A 14809-nucleotide genomic window follows, 5' to 3' on the forward strand; every position below is an offset into this window, starting at 1 on the left:
TTGTGTAAGTTTTAATTATTGGGTTTTTTCAGGATCGTCAACCGGAAAGGTGAGTCAATGAGCGCCGTGCATACCGTCATCGATCGGTTCGTGAGTTACTACGCCGAGCTGGACAACCAGCCGCCCTCGGCGCTGCCTGCGCTCTATCATCCTGAAGCCGTGCTGATTGATCCTTTCGGTGAGCATCAGGGGTTGTTCGCGATCCAGCGTTACTTCACCCATCTGCTGGCCAATGTGGACCAGTGTCATTTCTCCATCGATAAGCCATTTACCGACGGTGACCGTTTCGCGCTCACCTGGACCATGCACTGGTCGCATCCCCGTTTAACGGAGGGTAATACGCTGGCTCTGCCAGGCTGTTCCGTGGTGGACGTGCAGGACGGCACAGTGAAACGCCAGCGGGATTATTACGATGCCGGGGAGATGATTTACGAACACCTGCCGGTGCTGGGCTGGGCGGTTCGCGGTGTGAAAAGGAGGGTGCGCCCATGATGACTGTCCTCATCACCGGCGCAAGCTCAGGGATTGGCGAGGGGCTGGCGAAGTCCTGGGCGGATGACGGCTGCCGCGTCATCGCCTGCGGCAGGGATGCTGCCCGCCTTGAGGCCCTGCGCCAGTACAGCCCGCTGATCTCCCTGCGTCAGTTTGACATGACCGACGCACAGGCCTGCCGCGACGCGTTGGCCGATTGCCCCGTGGATCTCGCCGTTTTGTGCGCCGGAACCTGTGAATATCTCGATCACGGGTCGATCGACATCGATCGCGTCTCGCGGGTCATGCGCACCAATTTTCTCGGCCCGGTGAACTGCCTGGCCGCGCTTCAGGATCAACTCGCGCCCGGTAGCCGCGTGGTGCTGGTCAGCTCCATGGCGCACTGGCTGCACTTCCCGCGCGCCGAGGCTTACGGCGCATCCAAAGCAGCGCTGACGTGGTTTGCCAATAGCCTGCGTCTGGACTGGGAGCCTAAAGGCGTGGCCGTTACGGTCGTCTCACCAGGCTTTGTCGACACCCCGCTCACCCGTAAAAATGATTTCCCGATGCCCGGCAAAGTCAGCGTGGAGCAGGCCGTTGCCGCCATCCGTCGTGGCGTGGCGAAAGGCAAAACGCACATCGCGTTTCCTGCCGGGTTTGGTGTGATCCTGCGGCTGCTGGCGTCCCTGCCGCGGTTTGTGCAGAACGCGCTGCTGCGCAGGATGGTGCGCTCATGAACATCGCCATTATCGGCAGCGGGATCGCCGGGCTGACCTGCGCCTGGCGGCTGGCCGGGCACCATCAGGTGACGCTGTTCGAAGCGGCCCCCACCGTCGGCGGCCATACCGCCACGGTCGATGTCACCACGCCGTCGGGAGATTTTTCCATCGACACCGGTTTCATCGTTTACAACGACCGCACCTATCCCCGCTTTATGGGCCTGCTGGGCGAGCTGGGCATCAGCGGACAAAAAACGCAGATGAGCTTTTCTGTGCATAACCCAGCCAGCGGGCTGGAATACAACGGCCACACGCTCTCCAGCCTGTTTGCCCAGAGGCGCAATCTGCTGAACCCGACCTTCTGGCGGCTGCTGAAATCCATCGTGCGGTTTAACAAACTGGCGAAACAGACGCTGATAAAAGGCACCAGCAATAACGACACGCTGCAAACGTTCCTGGAACAGCACCACTTCAGCCCTTTCTTCGCCCGGCACTACATTCTGCCGATGGGCGCGGCGATCTGGTCCTCGTCGTTGCAGGAGATGCGCCGTTTTCCGCTCGCCCTGTTTTTACGTTTTTTTGAGAATCACGGGCTGCTGGACATCACCCATCGTCCCCAGTGGTACGTGGTGCCCGGCGGATCGCGCGAATATGTCCGCGCACTCGTTACGCAGCTGGGCACTCGCCTGACGTTGCGCACGGATGCACCGGTACAGAAGGTGATCCGCCACCCCCACCAGGTTGACATTGAACTTGCCGACGGAACTCACACCTTCGATCAGGTCATTTTCGCCTGCCACTCCCGTCAGGCACTGGCGCTACTGGCTAACCCCTCGCTCGCGGAAAAACAGATCCTCGGCGACATCGGCTGGCAGCGTAACGAGGTGGTGCTGCACAGCGACAAACGCTGGCTGCCGGTGCGTGAACGAGCCTGGGCAAGCTGGAACTATCGTCTGAACGATCGGGAACAAAACAGCGCCTGCGTGACCTACAACATGAACATTTTACAGGGGCTGCCAGAGGGCGCGCCGCTGTTCTGCGTGACCCTGAATCCGGATGCTCCCATTGACGAGCGTTACGTCTGGCAACGCTTTGTGTATGAACATCCGCAGTTCAATCCAAAAAGCTGGCGTGCCCAGACGCGCCGCGCCGAGATCAACGGCCAGCAGCGAAGCTGGTTCTGCGGTGCCTACTGGTACAACGGATTTCACGAGGATGGCGTGCGCAGCGCGCTCGACGTGGTGACGGGGATCGCAGGAGTGGGAGGGGCGGGAACATGAACAGTTGCCTCTATCAGGGCGTGCTTCGTCACCGCCGTCTGCTGCCGCGAGCGCACCATTTCCGCTACAGCATTTTTTTGGCGTGGCTCGATCTCGACGAGCTGGCACGCCTGCCGTCGCTGGGCATTCGCCGTAACCGCTTTGCCGCCGCGTCGTTTTACGATCGCGATTATCCGCTGGGCGAGCCGCTCAAAGAGCAGGTGCTCACCAGGCTGGAGACGCTGACCGGTGAGCGCACCGATGGCCGGGTGATGCTGCTTACCCAGCTGCGCTATTTCGGTATTCATTTTAATCCGGTCAATTTTTATTACTGCTTTGACCAGCAGGACGTCCTGCGCTGGGTGCTCGCGGAAGTGCGCAACACGCCGTGGAATGAGCGGCATTACTACGCGGTGAACGGGCAGGAGACGCGCCCGATGGCGAAAGCCTTCCACGTTTCGCCGTTTAATCCGATGGATATGGTGTACCACTGGCGCTTCAATCGCCCGGCGAAAACTTTATTCATGCACATTGAGAACCATCAGGAAGCCAAAGTGTTTGATGCCACGCTGATGCTCACTCGTCAGCCTCTGACACGCGCGGCGCTGAGTTCGCTGCTGTGGCGCATTCCGCTCATGACGCTCAAAACCGTCCTCGCCATTTACTGGCAGGCGCTGCGGCTGTGGCTCAAACGCGTACCCATCCATCCCCATCCCACCAGCAGGAGTGAACGCTCATGACCGATCCCGTTTATGCGTTTGAGCCAGACTATCCGCGCAACGCGCGCATGGCGCGCTGGCTGCTGTTCCGCCTGCTGGGGGACTTACAACAGGGTTCGCTGACCGTACGCGAAGGTAACCAGACGTTCCATTTTGGCGACGCCAGCGCGGCCCTGCATGCCGACGTGGAGGTTCTCTCCTCCTCCGTTTACCGGCGACTGCTGACGGGCGGAAGTCTGGCCGCCGCCGAAGCCTGGATGGACGGCGAGTGGGAGACGCATCAGCTCACCACGCTGCTGCACATCCTCGCCCTTAACGGTAAAACGCTGGGGCGGCTGGAGAGCGGTTTTCGACTGCTGGGCAAGCCCGTCGAACGGCTACGCCACTGGATGCGCCGCAACCATCGCCAGCAGGCGCGGGAAAATATTGCCGCCCATTACGATCTCGGCAACACCTTTTATGCTCAGTTTCTCGATGAAGAGCTGCTCTATTCCAGCGCCCTGTTTACCTCGCCGGATCAGGATCTCACAGCCGCGCAGCAGGCAAAAATGGCCCGCCTGTGCGATCAGCTGGCGCTGACGCCGGACGATCATCTGCTGGAGATTGGCACCGGCTGGGGAGCAATGGCCGAATTCGCCGCGCGCCACTACGGCTGTCGGGTCACCACCACCACGCTCTCTTACGAGCAGTTTTGCTGGGCGCAGGCACGGATCAACCGCGCCGGGTTGCAGGATAAAGTCCAGGTTTTGCTGTGTGATTACCGCGACTTAACCGGGGAGTACGACAAGCTGGTGTCCGTCGAGATGATCGAAGCGGTCGGCAAAACCTTTTTGCCGGCGTTTTTCCGCACCTGCCAGGCCCGCCTGCGCCCCGGCGGCAAAATGGCGCTTCAGGCGATCACTATTCAGGACCAGCGCTACCGCGACTACAGCAAAAGCGTCGATTTCATTCAGCGCTACATCTTCCCCGGCGGCTTTTTGCCGAGCATTACGGCGATGAACGAACTGATGACGCGCCACACGGATTTCGTGGTTCGCAATCTTTTCGACATGGGACCGGACTACGCCCGCACCCTGACACACTGGCGCACGCGCTTCCTCCACGCCTGGCAGGAGATTGAAAAACTCGGCTTTGACGAGCGTTTTCGCCGCATGTGGCTCTACTACCTGGGCTACTGCGAAGCCGGGTTCAACGCCCGCACCATCAGCGTGGTGCAACTGACGGCAGAGCGCGTATGAACCGCCATGTGCAGGTCTTCGTGCTCGCCATCGCGTTCGATCTCTACTGGACGCTGGTGGTGATGTTTCGTGAGCGGGGAGTGATGGTGTGGCTCGCGCTGGCGCTGCTTGCCTGCCTGATGCTGAAACCGATCCAGCGACTCTTCGCCCTGATGCTGGCGGTCGCCGGGAGTTCCCTGGACACTCTCTGGTCGCTGACCGGTCTGCTGCGCTTCAACGGCGAAGGGATTTTGCCTCTCTGGATGATGGCGCTTTGGCTGATGTTCGCCTGCGTCTGGACCCAGCTCACGACGACCACCGCGCTGCCGCGCTGGCTGCTGGTTCTGATGGGCACCGCTGGCGGTCCGGTGGCCTATTTTCTCGGCGAGCGGCTGGGCGCAATCACCTTTCAGGCACCGTCATTCATCGTCCTGAGCTGGATGGCGATGGGCTGGCTGGTACTGATTCTCTTTTTCCATCTGCTGGTGGGAAGGCAACGATGAGATCCGCTTTGCTGCTTCTGCTCTGGCTGGCTGCCGCGCTGCCTGCGGCGCACGCCGCCGACTGGCTCACCTGGCGCAAAGTGGGCGAGGCGACCCTCACCTGGGGTCCGTTTGACGTTTATCGCTCCCAGTTGAGCACCCCAAATGGGCGTTACACCGGCCTGCAACAGGATCAGGCATTGCTGATTACCTATCAGCGCAGTATCCGCCGTGACGAACTGGTCGACGCTACCCGCGAGCAGTGGCAGGCACAGGGCATTCTGGACAGTGAACCCAACAGCGCCGAATGGCTGCGCAGGCTGCAGGGAATTTGGCCCGATGTGAATCAGGGAAGCCAGCTGGCGTTTGTCGTGAATAACGGACAGGGGCAATTCTGGTATCGCGCCCCGACCGCCCGTTCGGCGTTCACACCGCTCGGCCCACCGCAATCGGCGACCTTCAGCGAGCGCTTTCTGGCGATCTGGCTCGGTCCTCGTACGCAATATCCCGAACTACGACTGCAGTTGCTCGGAGGTAAACCATGAAACGTTTTCTGACTCTCGGCCTGGTGCTGATGACGCTGCTGGCGGGCTGTAGCGCCGACATTAACGATTACCGCGATCAGCAGCCGCGGCTCGATATCTTCCACTATTTTCAGGGCCAGACCGAAGCCTATGGGATGGTGCAGGATCGCAGCGGGAAGCAAATTCGCCGCTTCCACGTCGATCTCAAGGGCGAGGTCAGCGGCGATACGCTGACGCTCAACGAGCAGTTTGTGTATGACGATGGCGAAAAACAGCAGCGCGTATGGCATATCCGGCGCGTCAGCGCCGATCGCTTTGAAGGTCGTGCGGGGGATATCGAGGGCGTGGCGACCGGCCAGGCGGCGGGAAACGCCTTCAACTGGCGCTATAGCATGAACGTCAAAGCCGACGGCAAAACCTGGCTACTGCACTTCGACGACTGGATGTATTTGCAGGACGGCAAACACCTCTTCAATAAAACCGCGATGACGAAGTTTGGCTTTAACGTCGGAACGGTGACCATTTTCTTCACCCGCAACGAGCAGTAAGGGGACAACACCATGAACAATAAACCCATTCTCGGTATCAGCGGATGTCTGACCGGCTCAGCCGTACGGTTCGACGGCGGACATAAACGCATGAGCTTTTTAATGGATGCACTGGCGCAATGGGTAACATTTAAACCCGTATGCCCGGAAATGGCGGTGGGCTTGCCCGTCCCTCGCCCGGCGCTGCGACTGGTCAAAACGCCCGACGGTGAGATGCACATGCGTTTTACCCAAGCCCCCCATGAAGACATCACCCATAAAATGGCCGAGTTTGCCGGGCACTATTTGCCGGGTATTGCCGATTACGCCGGCTTCATCGTCTGCGCCAAATCGCCAAGCTGCGGCATGGAGCGCGTGCGCATCTACGACGAAGCGGGTAATCCTGGCCAGAAAGAGGGAAACGGCCTCTTCACCGCCGCGATGCAGGAAAAATACCCGTGGCTGCCGGTGGAGGAAGACGGGCGGTTGCACGATCCGGTACTGCGGGAGAACTTTATCGCGCGGGTATTTGCCCTGCACGAGCTGAACATGCTCCGCGCCAGCGGCCTGACGCGCGGTGCGCTGCTGGCCTTTCACAGCCGCTACAAGCTGCAACTGCTGGCGCATAATCAGGCGGGTTATCGCGAGATCGGGCCTTTTGTGGCGTCGCTTCACGAATGGGACGATTTGGAGGCCTTTTTTGCGGTCTATCGCGAGAAACTGATGGCGATTTTGAAACAGCCCGCGTCGCGCAAAAACCACACCAACGTGCTGATGCACATTCAGGGCTATTTCCGTAAACAGCTCAATACCCGCCAGCGCCTGGAGTTGCGTGAAGTTATCCTCAACTACCGCGCCGGACAGCTGCCGATCCTCGCCCCGCTCACGTTGTTGAAACATTATTTGGCCGAGCACCCGGACCGCTATCTCCTGACGCAAAACTACTTCGACCCGTACCCGCAAGACTTAGGCCTGCGGCTGGCGATCGCCTGATTTAACAACGAGAGACCTTTAGCCCAAAGGGTCCTTACACGCACCCCGTTTTAGACGACAAACCTCACTGTCGTCTTTTTTTTGGCCCGCAGCATGGGTTATTGGCTGGTAGAATGAGTGGGTTGACCCCGTTTTGCATCACTCAGGTAACCACGATGATCCGCGCCCTGCACATTGAAAACTACCGCTCGATTCGCCAGCTCTCGCTTGGGCTGGAACAGCTCAATATCGTTTTTGGGCCGAACGGCACCGGTAAATCGAATATTTACAAGGCGATCCATCTGATGCATAGCGCGGCGCAGGGCCAGTTTTCGCAGGCTCTGGCGAATGAAGGCGGGATTTTAAAGGTGTTCTGGGCCGGGAAAACGCGAAGCGATCAGCTGCGCCGCGTCAATCTGGCGGTGGAAACCGAAACCTACGAGTACGAGCTACAGGTGGGGTTTGTCGAGAAGCTGCCCTATCCTTCACAGTTCCAGCTCGACCCGGTGATCAAAGAAGAGACCCTCTGGCTGAGCGATCACCATCGCCGCCCGTCGTCGCGGCTGATGCAGCGTAAAAACCAGACCGTATTTTTGAACAACATTCACCACGAGAAAGTGACCCACAGCGGCACGCTGTATGAGAACGAATCGGTGTTCGGCCAGCTGGGCGAACCGCATCTCTATCCTGAGGTGTCGCAGATGCGAATCCCTGCGCAACTGGCGCTTTTACCACGAATTTTCCGTCTCGTCTGGCTCGGCGATGCGCGCCCCGCAGGTGGGTTTTCGGTCGCCGGTTTTAGCCAGCGACGGGGCAAACCTCGCGGCAGCGTTCCAGACGATTGTGGAGATTGGCGACGAGCTGCTATTGATGCGGATCCTCGACCAGGCCTTCCCCGGCTGCGTATTTTACAGCGATAACAGCGGGGGACGTTTTCGCATGATGATGCAGCGCGAAGGGTTAAGCCGCCCGCTGGAACCGGCAGAATTCTCGGACGGCACGCTGCGATTCCTGTGCCTGGCCGTCGCACTGCTCAGCCCGCGACCACCCGCGTTTATTGCCCTCAACGAACCGGAAAACAGCCTGCACCCGCAGATGCTGCCCGCCCTTGCCAGCCTGATCGCCGAAGCGAGCCACTACTCGCAAATCTGGCTGACCAGCCACTCACCGGAACTGGCAAATTTAATCGAAAAACACCGCGCGTTTTCGCTGTATCAACTGTCGATGGTCGACGGAGAGACAAGGATGGAGCGGCTGGCGATGACTTAATTTAACAATGCGAGACCTTTAGCCTAAAGGGTCCTTACACGCACCCCGCTTTAGACGACAAACCTCACTAAGGCTTAGAGCATGCAAGAAGGCCATTCATCGCTTTAATGGCCTTCTTGAGATCACCAGCCCGGAACCGCGCCGCCGTTAAAGATTTTTTCTGCCGCTTTCGCCACTTCTGGCGACTGGTACGACTGAATAAATTCCTTCACGTTTTCCGCGTCTTTATTCTCTTCGCGGGTTACCACAATATTCACGTAAGGCGAGTTTTTATCTTCGATAAACACGCCGTCATGCACCGGCGACAGCCCGGTTTGCTGGAGGTAAGTGGTGCTGATGATCGCCACATCCACTTTTGGGTCGTCAAGCACGCGCGGCAGCTGCGCGCCTTCCAGCTCCATGATGTTCAGCTTTTTCGGGTTAGCGGTGATATCAAGAGCCGTTGGCAGCAGGCCGACGTCGGGTTTAAGCGTAATCAGCTTCTCTTTTTGCAGCAGCAACAGCGCGCGGCCAAGGTTGGTGGGATCGTTTGGAATCGCAACGGTCGCGCCATCCTTCAGTTCCGAAACCGATTTGATTTTGCGCGAGTAGCCTGCCATCGGGAAGACAAACGTATTTGCCACCGCGACCAGCTTATAGTTGTGAGCTTTGTTATCTTCCGCCAGGAATGGGCGATGCTGGAAGACGTTCGCATCCAGTTCGCCGTGGTTCGTCGCATCGTTGGGCAGCAGCGAGCCGCTGAAACCGACCAGCTCCACATCCAGCCCGTACTTCTCTTTCGCCACTTTTTTGGCGACTTCCGCCACATCCTGCTCTGCGCCGTTAATCACGCCGACTTTAATATGTTTGGCATCGCTGCCGCTTTGATCACAGCCCGCAAGCAGAACGCCCGCCAGAAGTAATGCACCACATCGAGGTAAAGAGAGTTTCACGAGACAGATCCTTTTGATAAACGTTTAAACGACTATATCGACAACGAAGCGGTACGCTAAAAACCGAAAAAGAATCAACCAGAAGGAAAAGTTATATATCGGTACTCTCTGAATGGCAGGCCCGGTCACACCGCGCCACCGGGCATCCACCGTTACAGTTCTTTCGCCAGATAGTGCCGCTGCATACCCTGATAAGGGAAATCCTCCAGCGTCATCTGCAGTGTGTACCCCTGCTTTTCATAAAATGGACGCGCCTGAAAGCTGAACGTATCCACCAGCGCATGGCGGCAACCCTGGCGGCGGGCTTCTTCTTCGGCGGCATTCATCAGCTGGCTCCCCAGCCCGCTACCGCGCGCGTCATTGCTCACCCACAGATACTGAATATTCAGCCATTCGCCTTTGCGATTGCCGATCAATCCGCCCGTCATCACGCCACTGTCGTCGCGTGCATAAACGGCGATATCGCCGCCGACCGCAGAAAAATCGATATACTGCCGGTTATACGATCGTAATCCATTCAGCAGTTCTTCTTTATCGGCTTCAGTAATGGTATCCGTAAGACTCAAGTGCATGTGGTTCTCCTTATTTTCAGCGCAATCTGAATATCGCACACCTTTATCTTCATAAAAACTCCTTATTCTCTCCTTTATTTCGCAGTAGAAATATTCTTTCAATATGAAAATAAAAAAAGCGCTTTCCTGTACCTTCCTGAAACGTATAATAACCAAAAATGAGAACGATCATTCTCACTCTCAGCGCGGCGGGGAAACGATGAGCACAACGCTTGAAGAACGGCAGAAACTACGGCAGGACGAGATCATCACCGCGGCGCGGCGCTGCTTTCGCGCGAGCGGCTTTCACGGTGCCAGCATGTCGCAAATCGCCAGCGAGGCGAAGCTGAGCGTCGGGCAGATTTACCGTTATTTCAGCAATAAAGATGCCATTATCGAAGAGATGATCCGCCGCATTATCGATTACCGCATCGCCGAGATGGAAGGCAAAACCCAGACCGACCGCATGCCGCAGATCCTTGCCTGGCGCCAGACTCTGAGCGAAGACGACGATGCGCTGATGCTGGAAATGTCCGCCGAAGCGACCCGCAATCCGCTGGTTGCGGCAATGCTGGTAGAAGCCGACGCGCGCATGTTTGCCAACGCCTGCGAGCACCTGAAAAAACAGTGCCCGCACCTGAGCGACGAGCGCATTCGCTGCTGCGTGGAAATTATCGCCGTGATGATGGAAGGCTCCATCTATCGTCGATTAACCCCACAAAAAGTATCAGCAGAAGAATTAGAAAAAATTTATCGGGAAATACTCAATATGCTTCTCATTGTGAATTAATTAAACCTGAACTCATCACCGGGAAATAGCTATTTCCCGTTTTTTCATTTCCGCGTATCGCGGAGATGCGGCATCGCTGTGCCTTAAAACCTCCTCATCTCGTTAAGCCATTAACGGGACAGGCGTCGTTCACCCTGGAAAAAAGTATGAAAACCCTAACAACCGCCATCGCGGCATTATTTCTCCTGACCGGTTGCGATAATGCACAAATATCCGCGCCAGAAGGCGCACTCCCGCAAGTGGGGATCGTCACCCTCATGAGCCAGCCCGTCCCGGTGGTCAGTGAGCTTACCGGGCGGACCAGCGCCGCCCTGAGCGCGGAGGTGCGCCCGCAGGTGGGCGGCATCATCCAGAAGCGGCTGTTTAATGAAGGCGATACGGTGAAAGCCGGGCAGGCCCTGTATCAGATTGACCCGGCCAGTTTCAGGGCGAGCTACGACGAAGCCGCCGCCGCGCTGAAACAGGCCCAGTCGCTGGTGCAGGCCGACTGCCAGAAAGCCAGGCGCTATGCACAGCTGGTGAAGGACGATGGCGTTTCGCGCCAGGATGCAGAAGATGCACAGGCCACCTGTGCGCAGGACAAGGCCAGCGTCGAATCCAAAAAAGCTGCACTGGAGAGCGCGCGCATCAGCCTGAACTGGACCACTGTCACCGCGCCGATTAGTGGGCGCATCGGTATTTCGTCCGTCACGCCGGGCGCACTGGTGACCGCCCAGCAGGAGACGGCTCTGGCGACCATTCGCGGGCTGGACAGCATGTACGTCGATCTCACCCGTTCGAGCGCCGATCTGCTGCGATTACGCAAGCAAACGCTGTCCACCAACAGCGATACCCTGAGCGTTTCGCTGATCCTCGAAGACGGCAGCACTTACAGCGAAAAGGGCCGTCTGGCCCTGACGGAAGTGGCCGTTGATGAATCCACCGGCTCCGTCACCCTGCGGGCGATTTTCCCCAATCCAAAGCAGCAGCTTCTGCCGGGCATGTTCGTTCGCGCCAACGTGGACGAGGGCATCATGGATGACGCGATTCTGGCACCGCAGCAGGGCATTACCCGCGACGCCAAAGGCAACGCCACCGCGCTGGTTGTGAACGGCAGCAACAAAGTCGAACAGCGCACGCTGCAAACAGGGGAAACCTACGGCGACAAATGGCTGGTGCTGAGCGGGCTGAAGGCGGGCGATAAGCTGATCGTAGAAGGCACCGGAAAAGTGGCCTCCGGGCAGGAAGTGAAAGCCGAAGAGATCAAAACCGCCGGAGGAGACGCCTGATGTTTTCCCGTTTCTTCGTGCGTCGCCCGGTGTTTGCGTGGGTGATCGCCATTCTGATTATGCTCGCCGGGATGCTGGCGATCCGCACCCTGCCGGTCGCGCAGTACCCGGACGTTGCGCCGCCGTCGGTGAAAATCTCCGCCACCTACACGGGGGCCTCCGCCCAGACCCTGGAAAACAGCGTCACCCAGGTGATTGAGCAGCAGCTGACGGGCCTGGATAACCTGCTTTATTTCACCTCCACCAGCAGCTCCGACGGCTCCGTAAGCATCAACGTCACCTTTGAACAGGGTACGGACCCGGATACTGCCCAGGTGCAGGTGCAAAACAAAGTTCAGCAGGCCGAATCGCGCCTGCCGAGCGAAGTGCAGCAGTCGGGCATCACGGTGGTGAAATCCCAGAGCAACTTCCTGTTGATCATGGGTGTGTACGACAAAACCGACAAAGCCAGCAGTTCAGATATCGCCGACTGGCTGGTGAGTAACGTGCAGGACCCGCTGGCGCGCGTGGAAGGCGTGGGCAGTTTGCAGGTGTTCGGCGCGGAGTACGCGATGCGCATCTGGCTCGATCCGGCGAAGCTGGCCTCGTACGCGCTGATGCCGTCCGACGTACAAACCGCGATTGAAGCGCAGAACGTGCAGGTCTCTGCCGGGAAAATTGGCGCGCTGCCGTCGTCGAATGCACAGCAATTGACGGCCACCGTGCGCGCCCAGTCGCGCCTGCAAACCGTCGATCAGTTTAAAAATATCATCATCAAGAGCCAGTCCAACGGCTCGGTGGTGCGCATCGGCGACGTCGCCCGCGTTGAGATGGGCAGCGAAGATTACACCGCTACTGCGAAGCTAAACGGCCACCCGGCGGCTGGCGTGGCGGTGATGCTCTCGCCTGGGGCTAACGCCCTGAGTACCGCGACCGCAGTGAAAGAAAAAATCGCCGAGTTCAAACGCGCGATGCCCGAAGGCTATGACGTCGCCTACCCAAAAGACAGCACCGAGTTCATCAAAATCTCCGTTGAGGATGTGATTCAGACGCTGTTCGAAGCCATCGTGCTGGTGGTGGTGGTGATGTATCTGTTCCTGCAAAACGTCCGTGCCACGCTGATCCCGGCGCTGGCGGTACCGGTGGTGCTACTCGGCACCTTCGGTGTGCTGGCGCTGTTCGGCTACTCCATCAACACATTGACCCTGTTCGCGATGGTACTGGCCATCGGCCTGCTGGTGGATGACGCCATCGTGGTAGTGGAAAACGTCGAGCGCATTATGCGTGACGAGGGCCTGCCCGCCCGCGAAGCGACCGAAAAATCGATGGGTGAAATCTCCGGCGCACTGGTGGCGATTGCCCTCGTGCTCTCGGCGGTGTTCCTGCCGATGGCGTTCTTTGGCGGCTCAACGGGGGTGATTTACCGTCAGTTCTCCGTGACCATTATCTCGGCGATGATCCTCTCGGTGGTGGTGGCGCTTACGCTCACCCCGGCCCTGTGCGGCACGGTTCTCAGCCACACACCGCCACACAAGAAAGGCTTTTTCGGCGCCTTTAACCGCTTTTACAGCAGAACAGAAAGTGGCTATCAGCACCGTGTCCTGCGCGTGTTACGCCGCTCCGGCAGCATGATGGCGATCTTCGCCGTCCTGTGCGGGGCGATGGCCCTGACCATGTGGAAACTGCCAGGCAGCTTCCTGCCGACGGAAGATCAGGGCGAAATCATGGTGCAGTACACCCTCCCCGCAGGCGCGACCGCCGTGCGCACCGCCGAGGTGAGCCGCAAGGTCACCGACTGGTTCCTCAGCGAAGAGAAAGACAACACCAATGTGATTTTCACCGTTGAGGGCTTTAGCTTTAGCGGCAGCGGCCAGAACGCCGGGATGGCGTTTGTGTCGCTGAAAAACTGGTCCGAACGTAAGGGCAGCGAAAACACCGCACAGGCGATTGCCCTGCGCGCCAGCAAAGAGCTGGGCGGCATTCGTGATGCCACCGTGTTCGCCATGACGCCGCCGTCCGTGGACGGTCTCGGCCAGAGCAACGGCTTTACCTTTGAGCTGATGGCGACGGGCAATACGGATCGCGATACCTTGCTGGCGTTTCGTAATCAGCTGATTGGTGAGGCGAATAAAAACGCCTCGCTGCAGGCGGTGCGCGCCAACGATCTGCCACAGATGCCGCAGCTGCAGGTCGATATCGACAACAACAAAGCCGTTTCCCTTGGCCTCGCGTTGAGCGATGTCACCAGCACCCTCTCCAGCGCCTGGGGCGGAACCTACGTGAACGATTTTATCGACCGTGGCCGCGTCAAAAAGGTCTATATCCAGGGCGATAGCGATTACCGCGCCGCACCGTCGGATCTCAACAAATGGTACGTGCGCGGCAGCGATGACAGCATGACGCCGTTCTCTGCCTTCGCCACCACCCGCTGGGAATACGGCCCGGAAAGTCTGGTGCGCTACAACGGCTCTGCGGCGTATGAAATTCAGGGTGAAAACGCCAGCGGCTCCAGCTCTGGCAGCGCGATGACCACCATGGAACAGCTGGCAAACAAACTGCCCGCTGGCACCACCTGGGCGTGGAGCGGCCTGTCGTTGCAGGAAAAACTGGCCAGCGGCCAGGCGATGAGCCTTTACGCCCTGTCGATTCTGGTGGTGTTCCTGTGCCTGGCGGCGCTGTACGAGAGCTGGTCGGTGCCAATCTCGGTGATCATGGTCATTCCGCTCGGCGTACTCGGTGCGGCGCTGGCCGCGACGATGCGCGGTCTGAACAACGACGTTTACTTCCAGGTGGCGCTGCTGACCACCATCGGCCTGTCGTCGAAAAACGCCATTCTGATTGTCGAGTTTGCCGAAGCCAAAGTGGCGGAAGGGTACTCCCTGACGCGCGCCGCCCTGCGCGCCGCCCAGACCCGCTTGCGCCCGATCATCATGACCTCGCTGGCGTTTATCGCAGGGGTCACGCCGCTGGCTGTCGCGACGGGCGCGGGCGCTAACAGCCGCGTGGCAATCGGCACCGGCATCATCGGCGGAACGCTTGCGGCAACGCTGCTGGCGATTTTCTTTGTCCCGTTATTCTTTGTACTGGTGAAGCGTCTGTTCTCCGGTAAGCACGCAAACCGGAGGTAATC

Annotated in this window: 14 protein-coding genes and 1 pseudogene; 13 read left to right on the forward strand and 2 right to left on the reverse strand. The window is 58.7% G+C overall.

Translation table 11 applies throughout. The features are described from left to right. The first annotated feature begins 57 nt into the window (after window positions 1-57). The 10 genes and pseudogenes from OVA10_RS05760 (at window position 58) to OVA10_RS05805 (ending at window position 8159) form a co-directional block, all read left to right on the forward strand. Window positions 58-492: a nuclear transport factor 2 family protein gene (locus OVA10_RS05760; protein WP_100778225.1), complete on the forward strand. Its 435-nt coding sequence runs from the start codon at window positions 58-60 to the stop codon at window positions 490-492. Continuing rightward, on the forward strand, window positions 489-1208 hold the full coding sequence (locus tag OVA10_RS05765) for an SDR family NAD(P)-dependent oxidoreductase (RefSeq protein ID WP_123429720.1): 720 nt from the start codon (window positions 489-491) through the stop codon (window positions 1206-1208). Before OVA10_RS05760 ends, OVA10_RS05765 begins: the two co-directional genes overlap by 4 nt. After that, window positions 1205-2470 carry an NAD(P)/FAD-dependent oxidoreductase gene (locus OVA10_RS05770; protein WP_194513112.1) on the forward strand — a complete coding sequence of 422 codons (1266 nt, stop codon included), beginning with the start codon at window positions 1205-1207 and terminating at the stop codon, window positions 2468-2470. The genes OVA10_RS05765 and OVA10_RS05770 overlap by 4 nt, the downstream gene beginning before the upstream one ends. Next, a complete protein-coding gene (locus tag OVA10_RS05775) occupies window positions 2467-3189 on the forward strand; it encodes a DUF1365 domain-containing protein (RefSeq protein ID WP_248859393.1) in 723 nt (240 codons plus the stop codon). Before OVA10_RS05770 ends, OVA10_RS05775 begins: the two co-directional genes overlap by 4 nt. Continuing rightward, window positions 3186-4406, forward strand: coding sequence for an SAM-dependent methyltransferase (locus OVA10_RS05780; protein ID WP_268195580.1), 1221 nt, complete (start codon window positions 3186-3188; stop codon window positions 4404-4406). The genes OVA10_RS05775 and OVA10_RS05780 overlap by 4 nt, the downstream gene beginning before the upstream one ends. Next, window positions 4403-4888, forward strand: coding sequence for a DUF2878 domain-containing protein (locus OVA10_RS05785; RefSeq protein ID WP_123429724.1), 486 nt, complete (start codon window positions 4403-4405; stop codon window positions 4886-4888). The genes OVA10_RS05780 and OVA10_RS05785 overlap by 4 nt, the downstream gene beginning before the upstream one ends. Beyond that, a complete protein-coding gene (locus OVA10_RS05790; RefSeq protein WP_268195581.1) occupies window positions 4885-5412 on the forward strand; it encodes a hypothetical protein in 528 nt (175 codons plus the stop codon). Before OVA10_RS05785 ends, OVA10_RS05790 begins: the two co-directional genes overlap by 4 nt. Next, a complete protein-coding gene (locus tag OVA10_RS05795; protein WP_123429726.1) occupies window positions 5409-5939 on the forward strand; it encodes a DUF3833 domain-containing protein in 531 nt (176 codons plus the stop codon). Before OVA10_RS05790 ends, OVA10_RS05795 begins: the two co-directional genes overlap by 4 nt. 12 nt (window positions 5940-5951) lie before the next feature. Next, a complete protein-coding gene (locus tag OVA10_RS05800) occupies window positions 5952-6911 on the forward strand; it encodes a YbgA family protein (protein ID WP_248859389.1) in 960 nt (319 codons plus the stop codon). A 155-nt stretch (window positions 6912-7066) separates the two neighbouring features. Next, window positions 7067-8159: pseudogene (locus tag OVA10_RS05805) on the forward strand (AAA family ATPase). Window positions 8160-8281: 122 nt separating this feature from the next. Here OVA10_RS05805 and nlpA read toward each other — a convergent pair. Then, window positions 8282-9091 (reverse strand): lipoprotein NlpA, encoded by an 810-nt coding sequence (gene nlpA, locus OVA10_RS05810; RefSeq protein ID WP_100778235.1) that lies wholly within the window; start codon window positions 9089-9091, stop codon window positions 8282-8284. A 152-nt stretch (window positions 9092-9243) separates the two neighbouring features. Beyond that, window positions 9244-9663: a GNAT family N-acetyltransferase gene (locus tag OVA10_RS05815; RefSeq protein ID WP_268195582.1), complete on the reverse strand. Its 420-nt coding sequence runs from the start codon at window positions 9661-9663 to the stop codon at window positions 9244-9246. Between the two features lie 199 nt (window positions 9664-9862). Here OVA10_RS05815 and OVA10_RS05820 point away from each other — a divergent pair, with 199 nt between their 5' ends. The 3 genes from OVA10_RS05820 (at window position 9863) to OVA10_RS05830 (ending at window position 14807) form a co-directional block, all read left to right on the forward strand. Next, window positions 9863-10432 (forward strand): TetR/AcrR family transcriptional regulator, encoded by a 570-nt coding sequence (locus tag OVA10_RS05820; protein ID WP_102105101.1) that lies wholly within the window; start codon window positions 9863-9865, stop codon window positions 10430-10432. A gap of 146 nt (window positions 10433-10578) precedes the next feature. Further along, complete coding sequence (locus OVA10_RS05825; protein WP_100778238.1) at window positions 10579-11700, forward strand: efflux RND transporter periplasmic adaptor subunit; 1122 nt, start codon at window positions 10579-10581, stop codon at window positions 11698-11700. Beyond that, window positions 11700-14807, forward strand: a complete 3108-nt coding sequence (locus OVA10_RS05830; protein ID WP_181827080.1) for an efflux RND transporter permease subunit — start codon at window positions 11700-11702, stop codon at window positions 14805-14807. Before OVA10_RS05825 ends, OVA10_RS05830 begins: the two co-directional genes overlap by 1 nt. Window positions 14808-14809 lie beyond the last annotated feature (2 nt).

The organism is Lelliottia sp. SL45, from assembly GCF_026672535.1.
Lineage (GTDB): Bacteria > Pseudomonadota > Gammaproteobacteria > Enterobacterales > Enterobacteriaceae > Enterobacter > Enterobacter nimipressuralis.